Raw genomic sequence first — 23125 nt, 5'->3', positions numbered from 1 at the left:
AGCTTTATCTATAAAAAGGAAGTCAAGGTTTTTTAAGGCGTGACTTTCTTGGTTATAACCGTTTTATAGCTTTAAGATTCCCGCATGTGCGGGAATGACGATCACGTTTTGGAAAGATCCTGAAACAAGTTCAGGACGACGACCGACTTATTCTTTAGGTACATTCACTGTATCTTCCGGGTGTTGCGGAGGCAATACATCTACCTTTTTCTCTACAATGGTAATTTTTGTAAATACGGCATACTTACTAGGAGAAATGCCATTATCGTACTTTTCGGCATAGGCTTGTGTAAATTCAGCGCCGAAGTAGAGTATAATTGATGTATAATAAATCCACAATAAAATAACGATGATCGAACTGGCTGCACCAAAAGCCGAACCTGGATTGCCTTTTTCGATATAAATCCCAATCAGGTATTTACCTAGACTGAAAAGAACTGCAGTAAATAGTGCGCCAATTATTGCCGATTTCCACCGTATTATAACATCGGGTAATACCTTAAATATAACAGCAAATACAGCGGTTACGGCAGCAAGGGTTATTACATTGTTTAAAATATAAATTAGAATGGCCATTGTATCGTTTGCAACGGGGATTACCTCATCTATCTTACTTTGCGAAAGTAGGTTGGCCAATTTAGAACCCAAACCCACTACTACAGTGTTAACCACTAGTGAAACAAGCAACAGAAAGCCCATCGAAACAATTAAAGAGAAAGACAATAACCTGTTAGAAAGCATTTTTATCCAGCCTTTTTTGGGCACAGCCTTTACTTTCCAGATCATGTTGATACTATCTTGTATCTCAATAAAAATAGCAGTTGAACCAATAATCAATGTACAAATCCCAATAATTAAACCAATGGTAGATTGCCCGGATTTGTTTGCATGTTCTACAAAACCTTGGATTTGTGTAGCTGCCTCTTTGCCAACCATTTTGGTAACCTGCCCATAAAACTGACCTCTTGTTTCCTCATTTCTTTTGTCGCCAAAAAATAGGGTAGCGGCAGATAGCATGATAATGATGAGGGGAGTAAGTGAAAAAATAGTGTAGTAAGCAAGCGAAGCACTTAATTTAGTTACCCTGTCTTCTACAAAACCTTTTCCGGCAGCAACAAAAAGATGATAAAGCGCAATAAAGAAATATTTGATCTTATGGATAACTCTCATAGAAAAATTAAAATGGATATCCTATCCCAATGTTAAAAATTAAATTCTGTTTACGCCAATCCTTATTGCCGAATGCGATATCATCAAACACCCATCTTTGTCCTTCCGGTAGGTATGGTTTGCGTATCGGAAAAGCCACATCTAAACGGACTACAAAAATGCTGACATCTACCCGTAAGCCTGCACCAGTACCCACAGCAAGCTCGTTAAAAGCATTTTTCAGCTTAAAACCAGACCCAAGTCTTGCCGTCTCAGGTTTGCCAGGTTCGCCAAGATCCTCTTTCCTCAGCCAGATATTTCCGGCATCGACAAACAAAGCGCCATAAAGTACACTCACTATTTTAAAACGCAGTTCTGAGTTGAGCATTAACTTAATATCACCACCCTGATCGGCAAAAATAGCATCATCTCGAACTTTATAAGTACCTGGGCCTAAGGTTCTGGCAGGAAAAGCCCTGATATCGTTACTGCCGCCTGCAAAAAACTGCTTAACAAATGGGAGTGAGGTAGAGTTTCCATAGGCATAACCATAACCTAAGTTTAATCTGTTTGCCCAGATTAAGTTTCTGGTAATTTTATAATAATCCCTTAAATCAGCCTCTGCCCTGATAAACTGTGTTAATGGCACGTTAAAAAGTGTACGTTTCCCTTCTTCATCTTTTGGTACAAAAGCTCCCCATACATTTCCACCAGTTTCTAAACCACCAAAGAAATAAGTGTTATTTCTCCGGCTATCTTCCATCTGGTTGGTATAGGTGAAATTATAGTTACTGCCAATGATAAATTGCTTTTCTAACGTAGTTCTTAATAATGGATTTTGTTTGTATATATTTTTTTCTACGGCTGTATCTGGAAAACTGGTAGAAACATAGCTTATTGATATCGGATTGAAATTATGCTCTTTGTATAAATTCTCTTTAAAGTTGTACCCATATTGCCCTTTAAAAGCATGTAAAGTATATTCAGAACCACGGTTTAACATCTGGTAAGAAAGCGAAGCTATGGTTTTCGGGATGAAAGCATTGGTGCTGTTCGGTTTGTAAAAGGGAACAATAAACCTGGGGAAGGTTAGTTTTCCTTCAGCAGTTAATGATAAAGAGTTTTTGCCTAGCGAGGTTCCTTTAGTTTGGGTTTCAAAGCCACCACTAACACTTAAATCTAATTGTTCTGCATTTCTAAACAGGTTTCTGGTGGTTTGCGTTACTTTAACCTCCGAACCAACGAAATTGTTCGATTTACTCGTTCCTACAACCGAAAAGGTGAGTGAGTTTTTCTTTAAAGGGGTTAAATAGATATTTAAATCAAGCTGATTGTTTTTAAAACTATCAACCGGTAAAAATTCGGCTCTTACATCCTGGAAAGCACCTACGTTTACCATTCGGTTTAACGATTGATTATGATCTTTACGGTTATAGGGTTCGCCTTTTTGAAAGAAAACCAAACGATCGAAAAGTTTTGGTTTAAAGGTGTTCCGGTCATCGTATATATTGAAATCGTTGTATTGTAACGGCTTTAGTTTTCTTAATGTAGTATCTCTCCTTAACGAATAATTAGGGTATATGTTTATGTTTTTAATGGTATAAGGTTTTAATGCTGCATCGGGCGCAATATCTTTTACTTTAACCGAAACATTAACCAGGTTTTTACCTATAGTACTATCTACCTGCATAATTAAATAATCAGGACTGAAATAGAAATAGCCATTTTCTTTTAAGTCGTTATCAATCCTGATGCGTTCGTTTTTGTAGGTATCGATGTCATAATAATCGCCAACTTTTAACAAGGTTTTATCTTTGTTGGTATTGATGATCTTGGTAAGCACCCCGGTATCCGGAGGGAAATTAATCTTGTTGATTTTATAACGTTGTCCGGTAACAGCAGTATAAATAGCCTTGCCCTTTTTTTCTTTAATAACGGTATCGCCGGTAACAGTTGCCTGTAAATAGCCTTCGCTAATGAGGTAACTGGATAATACATCATTGTTGTATTTCAGCTTTACATCGTTCAATAACACAGGCGCTTCCCCTTGTCTGCGGAGCCAGTTTCTAAAACCTTTTGGCTTTTTGGGTTCGCCGGCAAGATTGTAAATGCCAAGTTTATATTTAATGCCAAGTATAGATTTATTGGGGCGTGGTCTTGTTTTAGCTTCCAGATCGGTTTTAATCTGTTTTTCATTATCAATTTTTCCTGATGAGTCTGGATTGATTTTTACTTCAGCGCCGGTATACAAAATCTGTCCTGGTTTTAACGATTTGGTACTGCTGCAAGCCGCCCAAACTAAACAGGCCAATAAAAATAAAAGCGGTCTAGTTAGTTTTCTCATCTTGTGCTTTCTGTTCAATGTTTCTTATTCTTCTTATTCTTTTCTTTTGGAATATCTCTCTAAATTTATTGTAATCTACCACCAGCGTAAAACCTAAACCTGTTTCAACAATCTGTCCCTGTACAATCATATCGTTCTGGTTTCGGCGGTAGGCCCTTAAACGGTATCGTCCATCAGCAGAGAGCGCATATTCTACGTTCACATTTCCGGCAATATTGGTCGATTTTTCTCCTGGTGCCTGTGGCCCTTCTAAAGCAAAAGAGCTCCCTACACTAACGGTTAACCTGTCGTTTAGCAGTTTTTTAGATAGGCCAACCTCTAGATCTGTTTTTTGTTGCATCGAACCTGTTGAATAATCTTCAGATGAATTTACACCGAAGTTAAGATCAACACCCTGGATTAAATCGGAGGTTAAATTATTCAATTGTTCCGTTAACAGCTTACTTACACTCGAACGGGCAAGGGTAGAAACGCCGCCACCACCTCCGGCCAAGCTTTGAAAAGGATTATTGGCAATAAACCTGTTTAGGGCAAGTAAAGAAAGAACCTGTTTGTTCAACTCACTTTCATCGCGGTTTACATTAATCAATTTGGTGTAAACCTGGCCATTTAAAGCGCCACGCTCATTTTCTGGCAGATCGAGCTTAAATGAAATGGTTGGCTTTAATAATTCCCCTTTTATCATCAAATAAACCTGAAAAGGCAATTTTGTTCTCGCCTCGTAAAGATCTGGCTGGTTTAACAGGTCGATAGGCGCAGCGTTAACTTCGTATAAAGCCGTAATATTTGCAGTAGCTGAAGTAGGTTCACCTGTCCAGACAATGGTACTGCCTTTAACCAGTTTAAATTCTTTTTTTACAACAGCCAGTGTTAAATTGTATGAACCATCAACTATTTCATAGCGACCGGTCATGCTGATTTTACCACTTGGATCCATCGTTACATTTAAGTCTGCATCACCTCTAACTTTTAAATTATCGCCGGTAGATGGATCTACTACAACATTCAATTCTGCCTCTGGATCTACTTTTACAGCCGCTACGAGGTTTAAACCTTTAATTGGTGATTTACTGATGCTATCAACTTTTAAAGCTTTTTGTCCGTTAAAAGGAGGTGCATCGGCATCAATAAACTGTACTATACCTTCCTGGTCAATAATCGCCGGATCACTTGAAGGCAAAGCAAAGAAGAATTTTGTGCCCTTATTTACATTAACATTCATGTTTACATCTGGCTGGTTCAAATCTCCGCGTACTTTAATATTGCTGGTTAAGAATACCGTTCCGTAAATCATATCATTATCAGCTGCGGTCGAATTGATTGCCCTGAAATTGTTTGTTCGGATATCTAAACCGAAACGGTAATTTTTAAAATCGGTGGTGTAAACTTTTCCGTTTACGGTTGCCTTCTGATTTAAGGAATCGAGGAGTGTAAAGTTGTTAAAGCTGATGCCTTCATCTGTAAACGATATTTTCTCATTTGGCATGCGGAAGTACGAGTTTACATAAGCCACTTTGATCCCTGCGTTGTTGAAAGTTAAATCGCCCAGTATTTTCGGGGCCGTTAGCGCACCTTTAACAGTAAGTGCCCCGGTTAAAGTACCAGTGCCGTTTTTAAGCTGACCTGCTGATAAACTCTCGATGTTTTTCATTTCAATCTTATCGATGTTTACCGTAAGATCTAAAGCGCTTTCTGGTGCAGTATAATAGAAGCCGTTAACCCTTAACTCGTGCACGCCTGTTAAAGCAACATTTACCTCGAAAGCATTTTCGGTATTGTTGTTCACGGCCAGGCGTAAAGTGCCCAGCTGATCTTTTTGATAACGCAACTGATCGACGGTTAAATTTGCTTCAAATTTCGATGTGCTGGCCAAATCTTTAACATTCGCTGTTCCATTTAAACGGCCACCAACCAAAGTAGTATCGGTTTCTGCAAATTTGGTTAAAGTTTCTAACTGGAAATCTTTAAATTCTACTGCCAATGGCGCATTTGGTTCTGTAGGATTGCTATTGATGGAAAGCGATTGACCGCTGTTACTGATCTGGAACTGGTTGACCAATATGCCTGATGCGCCAAATTGAATATAGTTATCTTGCGAAACCACCCATTTTTGATAATTGAGCAATAGTTTTTGCGGATCTAAAGTGAATTTGAAATCCTTATCAATCGATTGAAAGGTACCACCAATTACATATTTATTTTTAAGCTTTCTATCTCGCAAGAAGATGTTAATGCCTAAATTATTATTTGAAGCATCGCCACTTACTTCCGTATTAAAGAGTGCAATAGCTGGGCTTTGGAGACTTTTAACCGTTAAACTATAAGCCAGTTTATTATTATCATTATTGATGTTTAATACGGTGGTATCTACCTTAAAATCGCCATAAACCACCTGTGGGAAATTCCCTTTAATCTGTAAGCTGTCTTTTTGGGTATCGATCAATCCATAAAACTGCGATTGCTTGAACACGGTTAACTCGGGTACAAACTCCTTTAATAATTTAGAATCGTAAATCTGTACAAAAAACCTTAGCCTTTGGTCAGGAACTTTAGCAACGGTACCAAAGGTGTAGAATTTATTAATTTCGTTGATAATGGCATCGCCAACTTTGGTAAGCTGGTACTTGCCATCAATTTTTGCTGATAGTATTTCAGATTTTAAGGTCAGCTCGTTTTCTGTCGCGGTTGATTTAGCCCGAATGGAAATCGTATCTACATTGATTTTTTGTTTGTCTTTTACCAATTGTAAGCCCGTAATATCAACCGACCCATTTAAATAATCAGCATCGGCGGTAGCGAGGTCTACTTTAACTATACCTGCTGCACTTAATACCGTTGGACTAAAGTTTAATGCCTGCAGGTTTACCTGCTTTAAGTTTAAGTCGGCTTTTACAGCAGGATATTTCCCCGCCAGATTCACTTTAGCATCTAAATTAAAGTTGGCATTGCTATCGGGCATGCTACTCTTGATGCTGATGTGCTGATTACTGTAATTCCCGGCAAGGCTTAAATTACGGTAGGTATATTTGTTGTAATAAGCACTAATCACTTTGGCGTTAAACTTTGCATTAATTTTTTTAGGATCGAGTCCTGTGCCTGCCACATTTGCTTTAACAGAAATCCTACCGAGTTTAGGTTGCATTTTTAAAAGCCTGCCAACGTTAAAGTTGTTTAAGTTGATGTCGGCCTTATAACTTTCCTTACCTTTTGGTCCTTTCATACCTGCCACCAAAACCGCTCCACCCATATCGGTGTTGATGTTCAGGTTAGTGTTGAAATCGGTCATTGAACCCTTAAATGTGCCTTTCGCATCAACTACATTTGGCAATTCGATCGTCGGTGGCAGTGATTTTTTGGGTACAACCACCAAAATATCTCCTTTGGTTAGGTGAAACTTTTTGATATTTAAATCGAGATAGGTTTTTTTGATGTCAGGTAAGCCTTTCGCTTTTCCACTGATATCTATCTGCGTATTTTTTAACCCACTGATCTGCAGTTTTGGGATATTCAGGTTATTCAGATAGCCATTAACACTCGCTGTTAGTTTTATTTTTTCGTTGCGGTAATTTGCTGGAACGGCATCGCTGAAAAATCCAGCATCTTTTAAACCAATGCTTGTGTTTTTAAAGGCAAGATTCAATTTTACGCGTTCAGGATGTTTGGTTAAATCCTCCATCGAGGTAAAATTTAATTCAGTCGCATTTTCGATTGAAGTATTAGGCGTTTTTAAAATAAAATTGCTCAGTTTGATCTGTTTGTCGTTATACACCGCATCGCCTCTTAATTGATCCAAAACAAAGCCGCTTTTTTCTTTTAACGATCCATTTTTAACATTGGCTTTTATGCCCGCCGCACTATAAAACACATCACTCGCGCCTAAATTGAGCTGGTTAATTTTTAAGTGATTAAAGTCCATGCCCTTGGCAGCAGGTTTTGCCCCAAGATTATCGAACTGTACATTGTTATCTGCTAAACTGATGTTTTTGATGATCAGGCCTAAATTAGATTTCTCGGGTAATACGGTATCTTTAACTTTTTTTAAATCGTTACTTGGCGCTGGTTTAAAAGCAAAAAGAATATTCGATTTGTTTAAATGGGCATCATCAACCGAATATTTACTATTGGTTAAATCTACTTTCAGGTTTACCAAACCCAGATCGTTTACATCGGCAACGGCTTTGGTAGTGGATAACTGATCGGCGTAATTTACCTTTACCTTACTAAAAATGAAGTTCTGCACTTCTATCAATGGCAGTTTGCCCTGTTCTTTCTCGGTGCTATCAACACTGTTTGTAATGTGCTGCACCAGGTGGACTAGTGGTTTTTGCTGCAGATAATGTAAAGAAGTATTCACTAAGCTTAATTCTTTAATTACGTAGTGCTGATTGGCTAAATCGAAATCTTTGATTTTGGTTTTAAAGGCACCCAGGTATAATTTCACATCATTACCCGCAACATCATCACGATAGTTAATGCCTATATCTTCAAATGATACTTTATCGACAGAGAATTTGAGGGTAGAGGTGGTGTCTTTATCTACTTTTTCTTCAGGCTTTTTCTGATCGCTCATAAAAGCATCAACCAGGAACGAAAAGTTGAATGTTGTATCGGGACTAATACGTTTAACATTTGCACGTATGTTTTTCAGCTCAATATTGTTAACCTCAATGGTGTTTTTTAACAGTTTGAATAAGCTGATATCAACCGCAAGTTTTTCGGCATATAATAAGGTATCGCCCTTACGGTCTTCAATATAAAATTTGTTCAAAACCACATCTTTTGGCAGCGCAATTTTAATGCTTTCTAAACTTACTTCTGTTTTGGTTTTATTTTTAAGGTAGTTTATGGCTTTGTCTTTAACAAAATTCTGAACTGCCGGAATATTTAAAGATAGCGCCAAAGCAACAACCAGAATGATGATGGAAGCAATTACCCACAATAAAATTTTTAGACTCTTGCGTACGTATTTATTCAAAGCTAAGCGTGTTTGTTGTTTGATAAATGCCAAAAGCATGCCATTAAAATAATTTTAAGGCATGTTTTACTAAATAATACAAAAAATAACTTAAATTGTTCGCCCGCTATAAAAATTTAACATAGGCGGTTTCCTAATTAGTTACAAATGAATTCAATAAATCTAAATATAACTTTTGAACAATACGAAAGTATTATAGAATTAACATTGGCAGATAGAACGCTTTGCGAACTTGCTGAAAAGGCTTTAAATACTTCATATTCTCCTTATTCTAAATTTAGGGTTGGTACGGCGATCCGTTTGGCCTCTGGCGAAACGGTATTAGGCAGCAATCAGGAAAATTTAGCCTACCCATCTGGACTTTGTGCAGAGCGTGTTGCCCTTTTTACCATTGGCGCTACCTATCCAAATGCAGTTATTGAAAGTATGGCTATTACTGCCCAAACTGATAATTTTGAGATTTTAAAGCCCGTTACTTCTTGCGGAGGCTGTTTGCAGGTGATGGCAGAGTTTGAGCGCAAGCAAAATACGCCGATTGAGGTCATTTTTTACTGTTTGAACGGAGAAGTATTAAAAGTGCCCAGTGTAAAGAGTTTACTGCCTTTTGCTTTTGTTGAGGATCGGTTGGAGCGATAGGCGGGGGAGGCATTGCCTCTCTAGGTTTGTCGTCATTGCGAGCAGGCTTTTTCAGCCGACGAAGCAACCTTAACGCGGTCGCTATAACCCATGGTTGTAAGATTGCTTCGTCGTTCCTCTTCGCAATGACGAATTTCTATTAGAATGTAATTCTAACTCACGACCTCCGACCTCTGACTTTTATGCTTATATTTGGTTTTTTAGCCATAATGAAGCAACTCTACACCCTCGTTTTCTCCCTTTTTATTTCTTTTGGCGCAAATGCGCAGGCCGTCCTTAAAAATAATGCGGTTTATAAAATAGTTTACTTCCGCTCCGCTGATGGAAAGCCCAAGGAAGACCGCAATCCAACTGTGGTAATGGCTTCAGCAAGCCAGAATTTAGTTAGCAATACTGCTATTCTCGATCGTAAAGCAAAGTATCCTTACGAACAAAGCATTGTTACGAAACCTGTACAAATTTTGTTTCAGGTTGCCGATTTAGGTATAGATAAGCAGATTGCAACTGCCGATAGCCTTGCAATTGGCAAGCAAACTTTTGAGTTGAGCAACGAAACCAAAGTGATTTTGGGTTATACCTGCAGAAAGGCCACCACGGTAGTTAATTCGAATAAAATTGATCTATGGTACACTACTGAAGCAGGTATTAAAGCAGCACCAACCAATTTGGGCCAGAACCTTGGTTTGGTTTTAGAGCAGGTGCGTAACGGCAGTAGCTTTGTAACGGCTACAAAAATTGAAGAAGTTAAAAATTCGAAATTGATCGATCTGCAAAAAATAAGTGCTAAGCTTACCGATGCATTAACGTACAAAGATTTGCTTTGGAAAAGCAGGTTTACCACGCTAAGTGTTTTTAATAACGAAACAATCAATTTTATAGATAAACCACAATCGAACGATTCTGTATTCCGCTTTGCTGGAGGGACTGTGATTGCCAGGAAAGTTAAATTTCCTGAGCTTCAGTCCAGTCCCAATGTTTTTGTCGATTTAACCGAACAATCGAACGGCGATGCTTATGATAGAACAGGATCGGTATTTATCATCCCAACCGATAAACAGATCAGTTTAATGGATGCACTTAAAAATTCTGTTAAAGATTTGCCTGTTTACGATAACGGAAATGGGAAAAAATATCAAGGTGTGGTAGCCACAGCAAATTATAATCCTGTAATAGAGTTGATGCGCTTTTTTACCCCTTTTGGTGTTGGTAAATACAATAATTTAAAACTGAAGGATAAAAATTGGGCGGAGAAAGTTTATTACAGACAGGATGTTTCAGAACTATTCCCGCTCGTAAATGGAAAAGAAGTTTGGATAGCTGTTTTTGTTGGTAACTATGATAAGGGCGGTCATAAAGTTTCTTTAAATATAACACTGCATAATGGAGGAAGACAAAAAGAAGCCAAAGAAGTGATTTTGCCTTTATTTAATTCGACCAATGTATTGGAAATGGCTGGACAAGAATATGCAACCATGTTTAGCAGCGATAAAGGTTTGGAAGTTTTTTTCACCTTAGCAAAAGACCTAAAAGATGCAAAACTACGCTATATTACAACCGGGCATGGTGGTTGGGGAAATGGCGATGAGTTTGTACCACGGAAAAACACCATATGGCTGGATGAAAAAGAAACATTCGGTTTTACGCCATGGCGCCAGGATTGCGGTTCGTACCGGTTATCAAATCCTGCCTCTGGAAATTTCGAAACGGGTCTTTCCTCGTCAGATTTAAGCCGTTCTAACTGGTGTCCAGGCACAGTTACCAATCCCGAATGGATAAGTTTAGGCGATTTAAAAGCCGGGCCGCATACCATAAAAGTAACCATCCCAATGGGTAAGCCAGAAGGTTCGAGCTCAAGCGCATGGAATGTTTCGGGTGTGCTGTTGGGGGTGGAATAACCAAATTATTTGTCATCCTGAACGTAGTGAAGGATCTTATCCTGCCTTTTTTTACCATGTAAGATATATAAGGAAATATAAGCCCAAATCGCCATATTCTCTATTCCTTATCAAACTATCCTGCTGCCCTCCTTATTCTCAAGGAGGGGCTGGGAGTGGTTCTATGCGCTCTGCAACACTAAATAGTACCTCAAAACTGTTTTTCTAAACCGGATTGAAGAGGAGATCCTTTTTTGCTGCCTTGGGCTGAGCTGGAGGGCAAAAAAGATCGCATCGGAAAGCCGGAAGAAACGCTAAACAAAAACCGACGGACCCTGCTTTCCAAATCAACACAAACAAATTTAGATTTCGGCAGGTGAGACACCAGCCGATAGGATGAATAATTGGTTTGTCATCCTGAACGCAGTGAAGGATCTTTTTCTTGCCTCTTTTTTACCATATAAGGCATTTAAGAGAATATAAGCTCAAATAACTTTAGATTTCGGCAGGTGAGACACCAGCCGATAGGATGAGAAATCATTTTATAATATCCAAGCAGTAAGATTCCCGCCTGCGCGGGAATGACGGCAAGAGCTAAGCAAAACGCACCTTACCCTTGTTTTTTAACAAATTTCCCATCTTGAAATGTGAATAACCTCTCTTCATTCTATGAAATCATTTTTATTATATTTACGGCTGCCAATTTTTGTAAATAAATGAGTGAAGAATTAGATCAAAACGTAAACGAAGAGCACAAACATACCATAACCCCAATCAACGGTTTATACGAAAACTGGTTTCTCGATTATGCGTCTTATGTAATTCTCGATAGGGCAGTTCCGCACATTAACGATGGACTGAAGCCTGTTCAACGACGCATTATGCACTCGCTTAAGGAGATGGATGATGGACGTTTTAATAAGGCGGCGAATGTAATCGGTAACACCATGAAATATCACCCGCACGGTGATGCATCTATTGGCGATGCGATGGTGCAGATCGGTCAAAAAGATTTATTGATTGATATGCAGGGTAACTGGGGCGATCCGGTTACTGGCGATAGTGCTGCGGCACCACGTTATATCGAGGCACGTTTATCAAAATTTGCCAACGACGTGGTGTTTAACCCTGATACTACCGAGTGGCAGTTAAGTTATGACGGGCGTAATAATGAGCCGATCACTTTACCGGTTAAATTCCCTTTGTTATTGGCACAGGGTGCTGAGGGTATTGCCGTGGGTTTGGCTACCAAGGTAATGCCACACAATTTTATCGAATTGCTGGATGCCTCGATAGAAGCGCTGAAAGGTGTGCGCCCAAATATATTGCCCGATTTCTTTACGGGCGGTATGGCCGATTTCTCGAATTATAATGAAGGGCAGCGTGGAGGTAAAATCCGTGTTCGTGCAAAAATAACCGAGAAGGATAAAAAGACTTTGGTGATTACCGAAGTTCCGTTCAGTACCACAACGGGTTCTGTTATTGATAGTATTTTATCGGCCAATGATAAAGGCAAAATCAAAATCAAAAAGATTGAGGATAACACGGCGGCCAATGTAGAAATTGTAGTGCACCTGGCACCGGGTATTTCGCCTGATGTAACCATTGACGCACTATATGCTTTTACCGCTTGTGAGGTGTCTATTTCGCCAAATACCTGTATTATTCAAGGGGATAAGCCACTCTTTTTGAGTGTGAACGATATCCTGATTGAAAATACAAAACACACTAAAAATTTATTAAAAAGAGAGTTGGAGATCCGCTTGCATGAGTTGCAGGAGAAGATTTTCTTTAGTTCTTTACTTAAAATATTTATTCAGGAGGGGATGTACAAAAATCCTGAATATGAAAACTCAACGAATTTTGATACCGTAGTTGAGGTATTACACATTTTATTTGATCCGTTTAAGCCATCGCTTTACCGCGAAATTTTACCTGAGGATTTTAAAAAGCTGATTGATAAGCCAATGAGTAGCATCACCCGTTTTGATGTGAAAAAGGCCGATGAGCAGATGAAAAACCTGGAAGATGAAATTAAAGTGGTTAAAAATCATCTAAAACACCTTACCGATTACGCTGTTGCCTGGTACCAGAAACTGAAAGATAAATACGGAAAAGGAAGAGAACGTAAAACCGAAATCCGTTTGTTCGATCGCGTAGAAGCATCGAAAGTTGCATTGGCGAATGTAAAACTGTACATGAACCGTGAGGATGGATTTATCGGATCGGGTTTACGTAAAGATGAATTTGTGGCCGATTGTTCGGATATAGACGAAGTAATTGTTTTCCGTGAGGATGGTAAATGCATTATCACCAAGGTAGCCGATAAAACCTTTGTAGGTAAAGGCATTATACACGCCCAGGTATTTAAGAAAAACGATGAGCGTACCATTTACAACATGGTTTATAAAGATGGTGCAAGTGGTACTTCGTATATTAAAAGGTTTGCTGTAGTTGGGGTAACACGAGATAAGGAATACGACTTAACCAAGGGATCGAAAGGTTCGAAGGTTTTATATTTTACAGCCAATCCGAACGGAGAAGCTGAGATAGTGAATGTTGCATTAAAACCGCACTCTAAATTGCGCAAGCTTCAGTTCGATCAGGATTTTGCAGAAGTGGCCATTAAGGGACGTGGCTCGCAGGGGAATATCATTTCGAAATATCCGGTTAAAAAGATCATCTTGAAGAGCAAAGGCGTTTCTACTTTATCTGGACTGAAAATCTGGTACGATGATTTATTAAAACGCCTAAACGTTGATGGCCGAGGAAAATACCTGGGCGAATTTGATGGCGACGATCGTATTTTACAGGTGCACAAAGATGGTTACTATGAGTTAAGTTCTTTCGAATTGAGTAACCACTTTGATGATGGCCTGATCTTGATCCAGAAGTTTGATCCGGAAAAGATTTTTGCTGCGGTCCATTTTGAAGGCAAAGCACAAAATTATTTTATTAAACGTTTTGCATTCGAACTGCAAGCTAATGGTAGGAAAACCATTTTCATTAGCGAAGAGCAGAAATCGAGGTTGTTATTCCTTACTTCAAATCCGGTAGCAAAAATTATTGTTGATGTTTTAAAAGGTAAAACCCAAATTCCGGAAACATTGGATTTAACCTTAGCAGAACTGATTGATGTTAAAGGACTAAAGGCAAACGGCAATAGACTGTCGCCGCACGACGTTCAAAAAGTAGTATTAGAAGAGCCTGAGGTAGAAATTGAGGCGGTTGAGGAAGTAACAGTTGACGAGGAAGAGGGTGCTGAAGAAGCACTAGATGAGGTGGTTACAAGCGAAGAGGCGATTGCGAACGAGGAAATCGTAACAGAATCAGAAGTGCCGGAAGAGGTAATAGACAAACCTGTTGTAGCGCAGCCAAAACCAAAATTTGAACGTAAGGAAGAGCCTGTTGTTAAGGTTGAAAAGCCTGAAGTCAAAGAAAAACCTGCTGCAGTAGAAAAGGCCATGGTAGAAAAACCAAAGCCAGAAGCTGAGCCTGTTAAAAAAGAAGAAGTGAAAACCGAAGATAAACCTGAGGCAGAAGAAAAACCCGTTAAAAAGATAGATTTCGAGATCACCAATCCGGATGATATCGATATTGATGACAAAGGGCAGCTGGGATTATTTTAAATAGATTCGAGAGTTGTCAACTTTAATGGCCTGGTGGCAAGAAAGTTGACAACTCTTCACATTTCAATCAAAACATTTCATTTTTAAACCTATATTTGCCTTGCTCAAAGGGGTGCTTTTTGATGTTGCAATGTCTGTTGCCATCAATTTGCTGAGATTATACCCATTTAGAGGTTTAAGCCAAAAGGTTTAAGGTATAGGGTTTAACCTTACACCATATACCTCAAACCTTACACCTTCTAATGAACCTGATGCGGGTAATGCCGCCGTAGGAAGAGGTTAAAATTTACAAAACTGTTTCGCCCCGAAAACGGTATCTAATTATTTTTACCGGCCACAACGCAAATTATTGTAAATGAATTTTCAAGATTGGTTTAAGCTTTTTCAGGAGCAGATTTTACACACCTCATTAATCGAATGGTTGGCTGTAGGTTTTGGGGTATCTGAAGTTTTACTGGCGAAGAAGAATAGTATCTGGCTTTATCCAACAGGAATAATTTCGATCCTGTTATCGATGTTTCTACTCTTAAATGTAAAGCTGTATGCAGAAACCTTGCTGAGCATTTATTATCTGGTGATGAGCGTTTATGGCTGGATAATCTGGAAGAAAAGAAAACAGGACGGAGAAAATCAGGTTTCATGGTCGAGCAATAAAGAATTAACCATTGCTGTTTTAATTTCTGTGATTGGTTTCGGCGTACTTTACCTTGTATTGAGGCATTATACCGATTCGGATGTGCCTGTTTTTGATGCCTTTGTATCTTCAACAGCGTGGGCAGGTATGTGGCTGTTGGCCAAGCGTAAAATAGAAAACTGGATATTCCTGAACATTTCGAATATTGTGGCCATTCCCTTGCTGTTTCATAAAAAGCTTCCACTTATGGCCTGTTTAACTACGTTTTTGTTCACTGTAGCCATATTTGGGTTTTTAGACTGGAAGAAGATCATTAACAAAAGCAGACTCAAATTGGCTTAATTGTCTCTCTACACAAAGCAAAAATAATCATGCAAGAAACATTAAGCACTACCTGGCAGGAAAAAGTAAAAGCTTATGCAGCAATTTCGGAAGAAATGGGTAAACTTCATCCCGAAATTTTGGAGCTGGCCTATCAGGAAAATTGGTTTAAGCTTTTTGTGCCCGAAATTTATGGCGGACCAAACAAAAAACTTCCTGAAATTTTAAGATTGGAAGAAGAATTGGCTGAAGCTGATGGAAGTTTAGGCTGGACCATTACACTTTGTGCAGGTGCAGGCTGGTTTGCAGGGTTTTTAAATCCTGAATTGGCTGCAGAGATTTTTGCTGATCGTGAAGTTTGTTTTGCTGGGAGTGGTGCTGTAGGTGGCGTGGCCATTAAAACGCAAAGCGGGTATCTGCTTAATGGAAAATGGAGCTATGCCAGCGGGGCATTGCATGCCACTATATTTACAGCCAACTGCACGCTTAAAAACGAAAATGGCGATGATATTTTAGCTGAAAATGGAGAACCTGAAATAAAATCATTCATCCTTAAAAAGGAGGAGGTAAATATTTTACCCGGGTGGTCTTACTTTGGTTTAATTGCAACAGGCAGTCATGCTTTTGAAGTTTGTGATTTAAACGTCGACGAAAATAGGACCTTTAAAATTAACCAGCATATCGAAGTGGCAGATTCAGGCTTTGATTATCCCTTTTTACAGCTCGCAGAAACCACATTAACAGTAAATAGTTTAGGAATGACCAATCATTTTATTAAACTGGTAGAGCAATCTTTTTATTCGCGTTCTGGATTGGGGAGATATAATGAAGCGCAAATTTTGTTTTTTAACAACGAACTTAACCGTTGTAAAGAAGAAGTACTAAATCTTCGTGCCAAATTCTACCATGCGTTTGAGGAGTCCTGGAATCAGTTAATGGGTGATGGTGAAATTAATGAGGATATCTTAATGGAGGTGAGTTCAATCAGTCGTAAATTGGCCCATGCCTGTTGGAAATCGGCAGCTACTTTATTCCCATACTGTGGCTTAGCGGCTGCAAAAAAGGAATCAGAAATTAATAGGGTTTGGAGAGATATTCATACGGCGAGCCAACATGCTTTACTTACTTTCGAAATTTAATTAGTCCAAAAGCGCTGGTTTAATTTTATCTTTAAAATCAGTAGCAAACTTATTAAGTTTGGGTTGTATCACAAATGCACAATAAGGTTTCCCCTGATTGTTGCTAAAATAGTTTTGATGATAATCTTCAGCCTCATAAAATTCGGCTATAGGAGAAACTTCTGTGGCAATGGGCTTATCGAAAATATGTTGTTGGGTTAAATCTTCGATCATTTTCTCCGTCTGTTTTTTCTGATCTTCATTTTCATAAAAAACCACCGAGCGGTATTGCGTGCCAACATCATTACCCTGCCTATTTAAAGTTGTTGGATTATGGGTTTTAAAGAATACCAATAACAGCTCATTGAACGAAATAACACTTTCATCGAATGAGATTCGGATTACTTCTGCGTGTCCGGTATCGCCATTACAAATTTCCATATAGGTAGGATGCTTTAAATCTCCCCCCATGTAGCCCGATGTAACCTGGCTTACTCCATTTAACGTCTGAAAAACGGCTTCGGTGCACCAAAAGCAGCCGCCGCCAAATGTTGCTGTTTGCATATCCTACGTATATAAAATCTATTCCAATTTTAGATCAATCAAAAAAAGACATTTTTTTGATATTAAAGATTGGTCGGACACCGATTATTCCTATAAGTTTTAAGGAGGCGCTGTTTAGACAGCACTTTAGGTAAATACCTCAATGTTCCTAAGATTAGGTAATCTTAATAAACTACACATAAAAAAGGATGCACACAGATATAAGAATCTGTGTGCATCTATGATTAAAAATTAACTAAATGGAAAATTGATAGATACATCACAAAATGTATCCTATATAGCATGAAAACAAAAAAGAGGCTGTATCATAAATATATATGTCATCCTGAGCTTGTCGAAGGACCCGTTTAAATACGCTTTAAGGTGTTTCGACAGGCTCAACATGACAGCATCTGAGGTGAAATCGCCTTTATGATACAGCCTCTTCTACTTTTATTGATATTGAATATATATCGGTTTTGGTGTAAGCTTTAACAGCTCTTCTGGAGTCATCAAACGCTTCGGATCTTTTTTTAGATCGTTTTTATAAAATAGCTTAAAGCCGGTAAATTGTACAGGCTCGCCCTGTATAAAGTGGCGGTAGGTACCTTTTTTTAATTCAGGTTCACCCCATCCATCCATATGTACCACAACCTGAACCTCAGGACGTAATTTAATATTAGCAGAATTCGTTACCATTTTCTTCGTAAAACGATGCAATACAAATACTTTTGGAGGCAAGTTGTATTTTTTAACAATATCTGCTAAATATCCGGTTACATAATTAACATCGGCAGCATCGTAGGTGCCGATTTTTTTGCCTGGCAATGTTCCGTCTTTCATCGAAAATTCAGGGTCGATACCTAAATGAACGTATGGCAATTCCAGGTATTTTGCGATATGAGGTAACTCGGCTTTTATTGTGCTTAAAGCTACCTGAAGATCTAAAAATACAATGGTATTAGGTTGCATTTTGGCAATTTTCAAAACAGAATCAATCTGTTTATTGCCCATTCTGTTGATGTATTTTCCATCTTTCCCCGGTGTTCCACTTGCTACTGCAGCAATATAGTGTAATCCTGGTTGTACAGGGGTAGAGGGATCAGCCTTTTCCCAATGTTTAACCTCAGCATTTAAATGTTTCCACATTTCTTTAGGTGCATACTCGCCAAGCGCGCCCATTTTTTTCGAATGCAGGTTTCCATAATAAACAACTATGCGTTTAAAAGGTAAAATGGCTCCCGCTAAAGGATATGGTTGTTTTTTTACTGGCCATCTTCCGGTAGTATCTCCGTTTGCCAGTTTTTTTACCAACGAATCGTAAAGCTTTGGATCAACCGGTTTCATTACGTTTACCGTTGAGTCCGTTTTCTTTTTAGTTGAATCAGAAGAAAAGATTTTACCGATACCGCCACTGCTCTTACCGTCTGAATTACAGTTGGCAAATAAGCTGATTGCGGCAAAACCAAGTATTAGTGTGCCTGCTAATTGAGGGAATTTCATAAATATTATATAGATAATTAAAGTTTAGACAGTTTCCGAATCTGTTTGATGAAAGTAGGGTGGAAATCTGGTAGTTTAAAATAAAGTAATCAACATTTACACATTACAGAATTTGCCAAAAACACCTAGTGGCAATTTAATGCCCGAAGCAGCCTGTAGAAACAGTTCTCCGGTTTCAAGGTTTTGAACAGATGGGAATGAGGTACGGATTAAATTTTCTACAATTACCGACGAAAACCCTAATGAATAAGTATTTAGGATTAAGAAGTGTTCTTTTTCATCCAGCAGCTGTACCACATCCTGCATCATTTCCTGGATATGATCTTCCAATTTCCATTTTTCGCCATTAGGGCCATGGCCGTAGGCAGGAGGATCTAAAATGATTCCGTTGTATTTTTTGCCTCTTTTTAATTCTTTTTTTACAAACTTTAAGGCATCCTCTACCATCCAACGGGTATCTTTCAATCCCGAAAGCTCTTGATTTTCGTTGGCCCAGGTAACTACCTGTTTAATCGAATCTACGTGGGTAGTTTCTGCGCCAGCAGCATTTGCAATTAGCGATGCCGCACCGGTATAAGCGAAAAGATTTAAAACTTTAGGCTGTGGTGTTTTAAATTTTTTGATTGACGAAGAGATAAAATCCCAGTTTACAGCCTGCTCAGGGAATACGCCTACATGTTTAAAAGAAGTTAAACCTAAGCGGAGTTTAATGGCCACTTCATCATTTTTATATTCTACATGCCAACGATCAGGAATAGATTGATTTTTCTTTACCCATTCGCCAGAAGTAGCCGAACGGCCCCTAAAAGTAATGTTGGCCGTTTTTTTCCAATCCTGTTCTGAGTATGTTTTTTTCCACACCGCCTGAGGTTCAGGCCGGATAAGGGTTACATTTCCAAAACGTTCTAATTTTTCAAAATCCCCGCAATCAATCAGTTCATAATCTTTCCAGTGGGTGGGGGCAAGTAATTGTATCATGTATTATTATGTATAGTCCGTCATTGCGAGGCACGAAGCAATCTTAATGCGATAGATATACAGAAGGAGATTGCTTCGTGCCTCGCAATGACGATTTATTTATTTTAATTGAAATCTAATGGTTCGTTAAAATCATCAGAAATATAAAGAATTGTGCCTTTTGCAGCGCCATATAAGCTTTTTGGCTCCTCAACAACATTTGCTTTTTCACTTGCCGATTTAGGAAAGCTCTTCGAATGTTTGGCTTTTAAAAAATCAATAAAATCTTCTACCTCGTTTACCATGCTTTCTGGTAAGGTTTCCAATTTGTGAATGATATTTTTTGTAGCCGTTGTCATAACTAAACAAATATAAGAATTTTCTTAAAATTTATCTTTTGCTGCTTTCATAAAGCGGCTGGCGAATACAAAATCGTTTAGTTCCTTAATATCGGTATGTGCAATTTCTTTGTTGCTGCCTTCCCAGAATTTTTTTCCTTCGTGTAGGAATAAAATATAATCGCCAATACCCATAACCGAGTTCATATCGTGTGTTACCACAATAGTAGTGGTTTTGTATTCTTCGGTAATTTCCTGAATCAACTCATCAATTACAATGGAAGTTTTTGGGTCTAAGCCTGAGTTCGGCTCATCACAGAACAAATACTTCGGGTTCATAGATATAGCACGTGCAATACCCACACGTTTTTTCATTCCGCCCGATAATTCTGCCGGGAATAATTTGTTTTTACCTGCAAGGTTTACCCGTTCTAAACAAAAATCAACTCTTTCAAGCTTTTCTTTTCTGCTTTGATCAGTAAACATGTTTAAAGGAAACATGATGTTTTCTTCAACAGTCATACTATCGAACAGGGCAGAGCCTTGAAACAACATGCCAATTTCTTTACGCACCTCAATCCGTTGCTCGTAGGTCATTGGCGTAAAATCGCGGCCATCGTACAATACCGAGCCCGAACCTGGCTGATGCAAACCAACCATGCATTTCAATAAAGTTGTTTTTCCTGATCCGGAACCACCGATAATTAAATTGGTTACACCTTCTTCAAACTTTCCGGAAATGCCTTGTAATACATCATTTCCGGAGAAAGATTTATAAATATCTTTAATTTCGATCATTACAATAAAAGTTGAGTAACTAAATAATCGCAAACAAGAATAGAGATACAGCTAATTACAACTGCTCTTGTACTGGCCTGCGAAACTTCTAAAGCACCACCACGAACGTAAAAACCTTCGTAAGCTGGAACTGATGTAATAATGAACCCAAATACAAATGCCTTTACCAAAGCAACCGTGATGGTGTAGGGATTAAAATCAGTTGTTATACCTTGAATATATTCTGCAGGAGTAACAGCACCCGAAATAGAACCGCCAATATATCCACCGGTAATACTTAAAAACATAGAAATGATTACCAGCATGGGTACCATGGTTATGCCCGAAATAATTTTAGGAAGGATGAGGTAGCCAGGTGCATTTATACCCATAATTTCTAAAGCATCAATTTGTTCTGTAACACGCATCGAACCAATTTCTGATGAAATGGCCGATCCGATTTTTCCTGCCAGTACAATTGCACTAATGGTTGGGCTTAACTCTAATATACTCGAGTCGCGGTTTACAGAACCGATAATTGTTTTTGGAATAAAATCACTAACCAACTGGAAAGCAATTTGTAGTGTCATTACTGCACCAATAAAAGTAGAGATGATAGCAATTAAACCTAAAGAGCCTACACCAACATAATCCATTTGTTTGGCAATTTCTTTTAGGTATATTTTCAGTTTTTCCGGCTTTCTGAATACAGACTTGAGGAGCAGGATGTATCTGCCGAAATTGGTAAAATTCATTCCGTATGTATTTGCTTAATTTAAATGATCGTTCTATACTACTACAAAGTAACAATAAAAATTTGGAGCACTTTGCTAATTGTAAAAATATTCGTGGTTTTGAATATAAATATGGTTTTTTGTTAACAAAAATTAAACCATAAATAAATGAAAGCTGTAATAACCGGAGCAACTAAAGGAATTGGTAGAGCTATTGCGACTAAATTAGCCCAAAATGGGTACGATTTAGTTTTGGTAGCAAGAGGTTTAGATGAACTCGACAGGCTTCGACAGGAATTAACCCCTTATGGAAATGCTATTTTTATGCAGGCAGCAGATTGTTCAGTTAAAGAAGAAGTGTATGCTTTTTTAAATTCGAAAGCTGTAAATCTTGATCAAGTAGATGTTTTAGTAAATAATGTGGGAATCTTTTTGCCTGGCAGTATGCTCGATGAGGATGACGAAACCTTCGAAAAACAGCAGCATATAAATACAAATGCCTGTTATTACATCAGTAAATTTTTTGGAAAAAAAATGCGCGCAGCTAAGCGAGGCCATATATTCAACATCTGTTCGGTGGCCAGTAAAGCACCTGTGAAAAATGGAGGCAGTTATAGTGTAACAAAAGCAGCGATGTTAAGTCTTAATCATGTATTGCGGCAAGAGTTGGCACCTCACAATGTTAAAGTAACTGCGTTTTTGCCAGGCTCTACTAAAACTTCATCTTGGGAAGGAACAACAATTCCGGATGAAAAATTTGTACAGCCTGAAGATATTGCAGAAACTTTGTTTACCATTTTAAACTTAAGTAAAGGGGTAAATGTAGACGAGGTTTTGATTACCCCGCTTGATTTTTAAACACAAAATGAACAACGTTATGGAAAAGAAGCTTTTTAGAAACGAACACGATAAGATGATTGCCGGTGTAGCTTCGGGACTTGCAGATTATATGCAGGTGGAGGTTACCATAATTAGATTATTGTTTGCATTATCGGCTATATTTATGGCTGGAGGTGGCTTAGTTGCCTATATAGTAATGTGGATTATTGTTCCGGTTAATGATGATCCGGCAGCAAGATTTTCTAAATTTAACGATTACTTTGGCAAGAAAAACCCAAATGCACAACCTTTTGGGAATGCCGATCCTTTTGCAGGACCAGCGAACCAGGGAAATCAGAATTGGACGCAACCTGTTGATGGTGGACAAAAAACACCTTTCGAAACACAGCCCAATTTCGACAAATTCAATAAATCTAACGATACTGGCCGCACCATAGGCGGATTGGTATTGCTAGTGATAGGATGTTTTTTCCTGATGCGCGAAATGGATTTTATACCCGACTGGTTTAGTATCCACAATTTATTCAAGTACATGTGGCCATTGATATTTATTGCCTTAGGTGTAAGTATTATAGCTAAATCAAAAAGAAAGAATGACTGGGCTGCTTTTCAGAACCAACAGGAGGCTGAACAACAAAAAGAAGCTGAACAACAAAAAACAGCTGATTTTTCTGAAACTATTGTAGAAAATGAACCTACAGCACCAGCTAACAAAGATGATAATTCAACATCCGCTAACCCTCAAGTATAAAT

16 protein-coding genes are annotated in these 23125 nt (G+C 38.5%); 7 read left to right on the top strand and 9 right to left on the bottom strand.

The genetic code is table 11. The features are described from left to right. Positions 1–147: 147 nt before the first annotated feature. From AW17_RS08955 to AW17_RS08945, 3 genes are read right to left on the bottom strand one after another with little or no spacing between them, the layout of a single operon-like run. Positions 148–1170, bottom strand: coding sequence for a YihY/virulence factor BrkB family protein (locus AW17_RS08955; RefSeq protein WP_036669457.1), 1023 nt, complete (start codon positions 1168–1170; stop codon positions 148–150). A gap of 7 nt (positions 1171–1177) precedes the next feature. Beyond that, complete coding sequence (gene tamL / locus AW17_RS08950; RefSeq protein ID WP_029275792.1) at positions 1178–3493, bottom strand: translocation and assembly module lipoprotein TamL; 2316 nt, start codon at positions 3491–3493, stop codon at positions 1178–1180. Then, on the bottom strand, positions 3477–8507 hold the full coding sequence (locus tag AW17_RS08945) for a translocation/assembly module TamB domain-containing protein (protein WP_029275791.1): 5031 nt from the start codon (positions 8505–8507) through the stop codon (positions 3477–3479). The genes tamL and AW17_RS08945 overlap by 17 nt, the downstream gene beginning before the upstream one ends. Positions 8508–8615: 108 nt before the next feature. Here AW17_RS08945 and AW17_RS08940 point away from each other — a divergent pair, with 108 nt between their 5' ends. The 5 genes from AW17_RS08940 to AW17_RS08920 all read left to right on the top strand — a co-directional run bounded on the left by AW17_RS08940 (position 8616) and on the right by AW17_RS08920 (position 16701). Next, on the top strand, positions 8616–9104 hold the full coding sequence (locus AW17_RS08940; RefSeq protein ID WP_029275790.1) for a cytidine deaminase: 489 nt from the start codon (positions 8616–8618) through the stop codon (positions 9102–9104). 209 nt (positions 9105–9313) lie between these two features. Further along, positions 9314–10999 (top strand): PNGase F N-terminal domain-containing protein, encoded by a 1686-nt coding sequence (locus AW17_RS08935; protein ID WP_029275789.1) that lies wholly within the window; start codon positions 9314–9316, stop codon positions 10997–10999. Positions 11000–11694: 695 nt separating this feature from the next. Next, positions 11695–14607 carry a DNA gyrase/topoisomerase IV subunit A gene (locus tag AW17_RS08930; protein ID WP_029275788.1) on the top strand — a complete coding sequence of 971 codons (2913 nt, stop codon included), beginning with the start codon at positions 11695–11697 and terminating at the stop codon, positions 14605–14607. Positions 14608–14962: 355 nt separating this feature from the next. Continuing rightward, positions 14963–15583: a nicotinamide riboside transporter PnuC gene (gene pnuC / locus AW17_RS08925; RefSeq protein ID WP_029275787.1), complete on the top strand. Its 621-nt coding sequence runs from the start codon at positions 14963–14965 to the stop codon at positions 15581–15583. A 29-nt stretch (positions 15584–15612) separates the two neighbouring features. Then, positions 15613–16701: an acyl-CoA dehydrogenase family protein gene (locus AW17_RS08920; protein ID WP_029275786.1), complete on the top strand. Its 1089-nt coding sequence runs from the start codon at positions 15613–15615 to the stop codon at positions 16699–16701. Here AW17_RS08920 and msrA read toward each other — a convergent pair whose 3' ends face one another. The 6 genes from msrA to AW17_RS08890 form a co-directional block, all read right to left on the bottom strand. Then, positions 16702–17244 (bottom strand): peptide-methionine (S)-S-oxide reductase MsrA, encoded by a 543-nt coding sequence (msrA, locus tag AW17_RS08915; protein ID WP_036669453.1) that lies wholly within the window; start codon positions 17242–17244, stop codon positions 16702–16704. A gap of 432 nt (positions 17245–17676) precedes the next feature. Next, a complete protein-coding gene (locus tag AW17_RS08910) occupies positions 17677–18726 on the bottom strand; it encodes a hypothetical protein (RefSeq protein ID WP_029275784.1) in 1050 nt (349 codons plus the stop codon). 96 nt (positions 18727–18822) lie between these two features. After that, positions 18823–19704 (bottom strand): RsmD family RNA methyltransferase, encoded by an 882-nt coding sequence (locus AW17_RS08905; RefSeq protein ID WP_029275783.1) that lies wholly within the window; start codon positions 19702–19704, stop codon positions 18823–18825. A gap of 104 nt (positions 19705–19808) precedes the next feature. After that, entirely contained in the window at positions 19809–20042 is a 234-nt protein-coding gene (vapB, locus tag AW17_RS08900) for a type II toxin-antitoxin system VapB family antitoxin (RefSeq protein WP_029275782.1), read from the bottom strand. Positions 20043–20066: 24 nt separating this feature from the next. Beyond that, complete coding sequence (locus tag AW17_RS08895) at positions 20067–20819, bottom strand: ABC transporter ATP-binding protein (RefSeq protein WP_029275781.1); 753 nt, start codon at positions 20817–20819, stop codon at positions 20067–20069. Then, entirely contained in the window at positions 20819–21553 is a 735-nt protein-coding gene (locus tag AW17_RS08890) for an MlaE family ABC transporter permease (RefSeq protein ID WP_029275780.1), read from the bottom strand. The genes AW17_RS08895 and AW17_RS08890 overlap by 1 nt, the downstream gene beginning before the upstream one ends. Before the next feature lie 147 nt (positions 21554–21700). On the opposite strand from AW17_RS08890, the gene AW17_RS08885 reads away from it, so the two are divergent. Together AW17_RS08885 and AW17_RS08880 are read left to right on the top strand one after the other, a co-directional pair. After that, positions 21701–22390, top strand: a complete 690-nt coding sequence (locus AW17_RS08885) for an SDR family oxidoreductase (protein WP_029275779.1) — start codon at positions 21701–21703, stop codon at positions 22388–22390. 19 nt (positions 22391–22409) lie between these two features. Beyond that, on the top strand, positions 22410–23123 hold the full coding sequence (locus AW17_RS08880) for a PspC domain-containing protein (RefSeq protein ID WP_167343654.1): 714 nt from the start codon (positions 22410–22412) through the stop codon (positions 23121–23123). Positions 23124–23125: the final 2 nt, after the last annotated feature.

This window comes from Pedobacter borealis DSM 19626 (assembly GCF_000708285.2).
Classification (GTDB): Bacteria; Bacteroidota; Bacteroidia; order Sphingobacteriales; family Sphingobacteriaceae; genus Pedobacter; species Pedobacter borealis.
The sequence above is the reverse complement of the archived record's forward strand: the minus strand, read 5'-3'. Positions and strand labels throughout refer to the sequence as shown.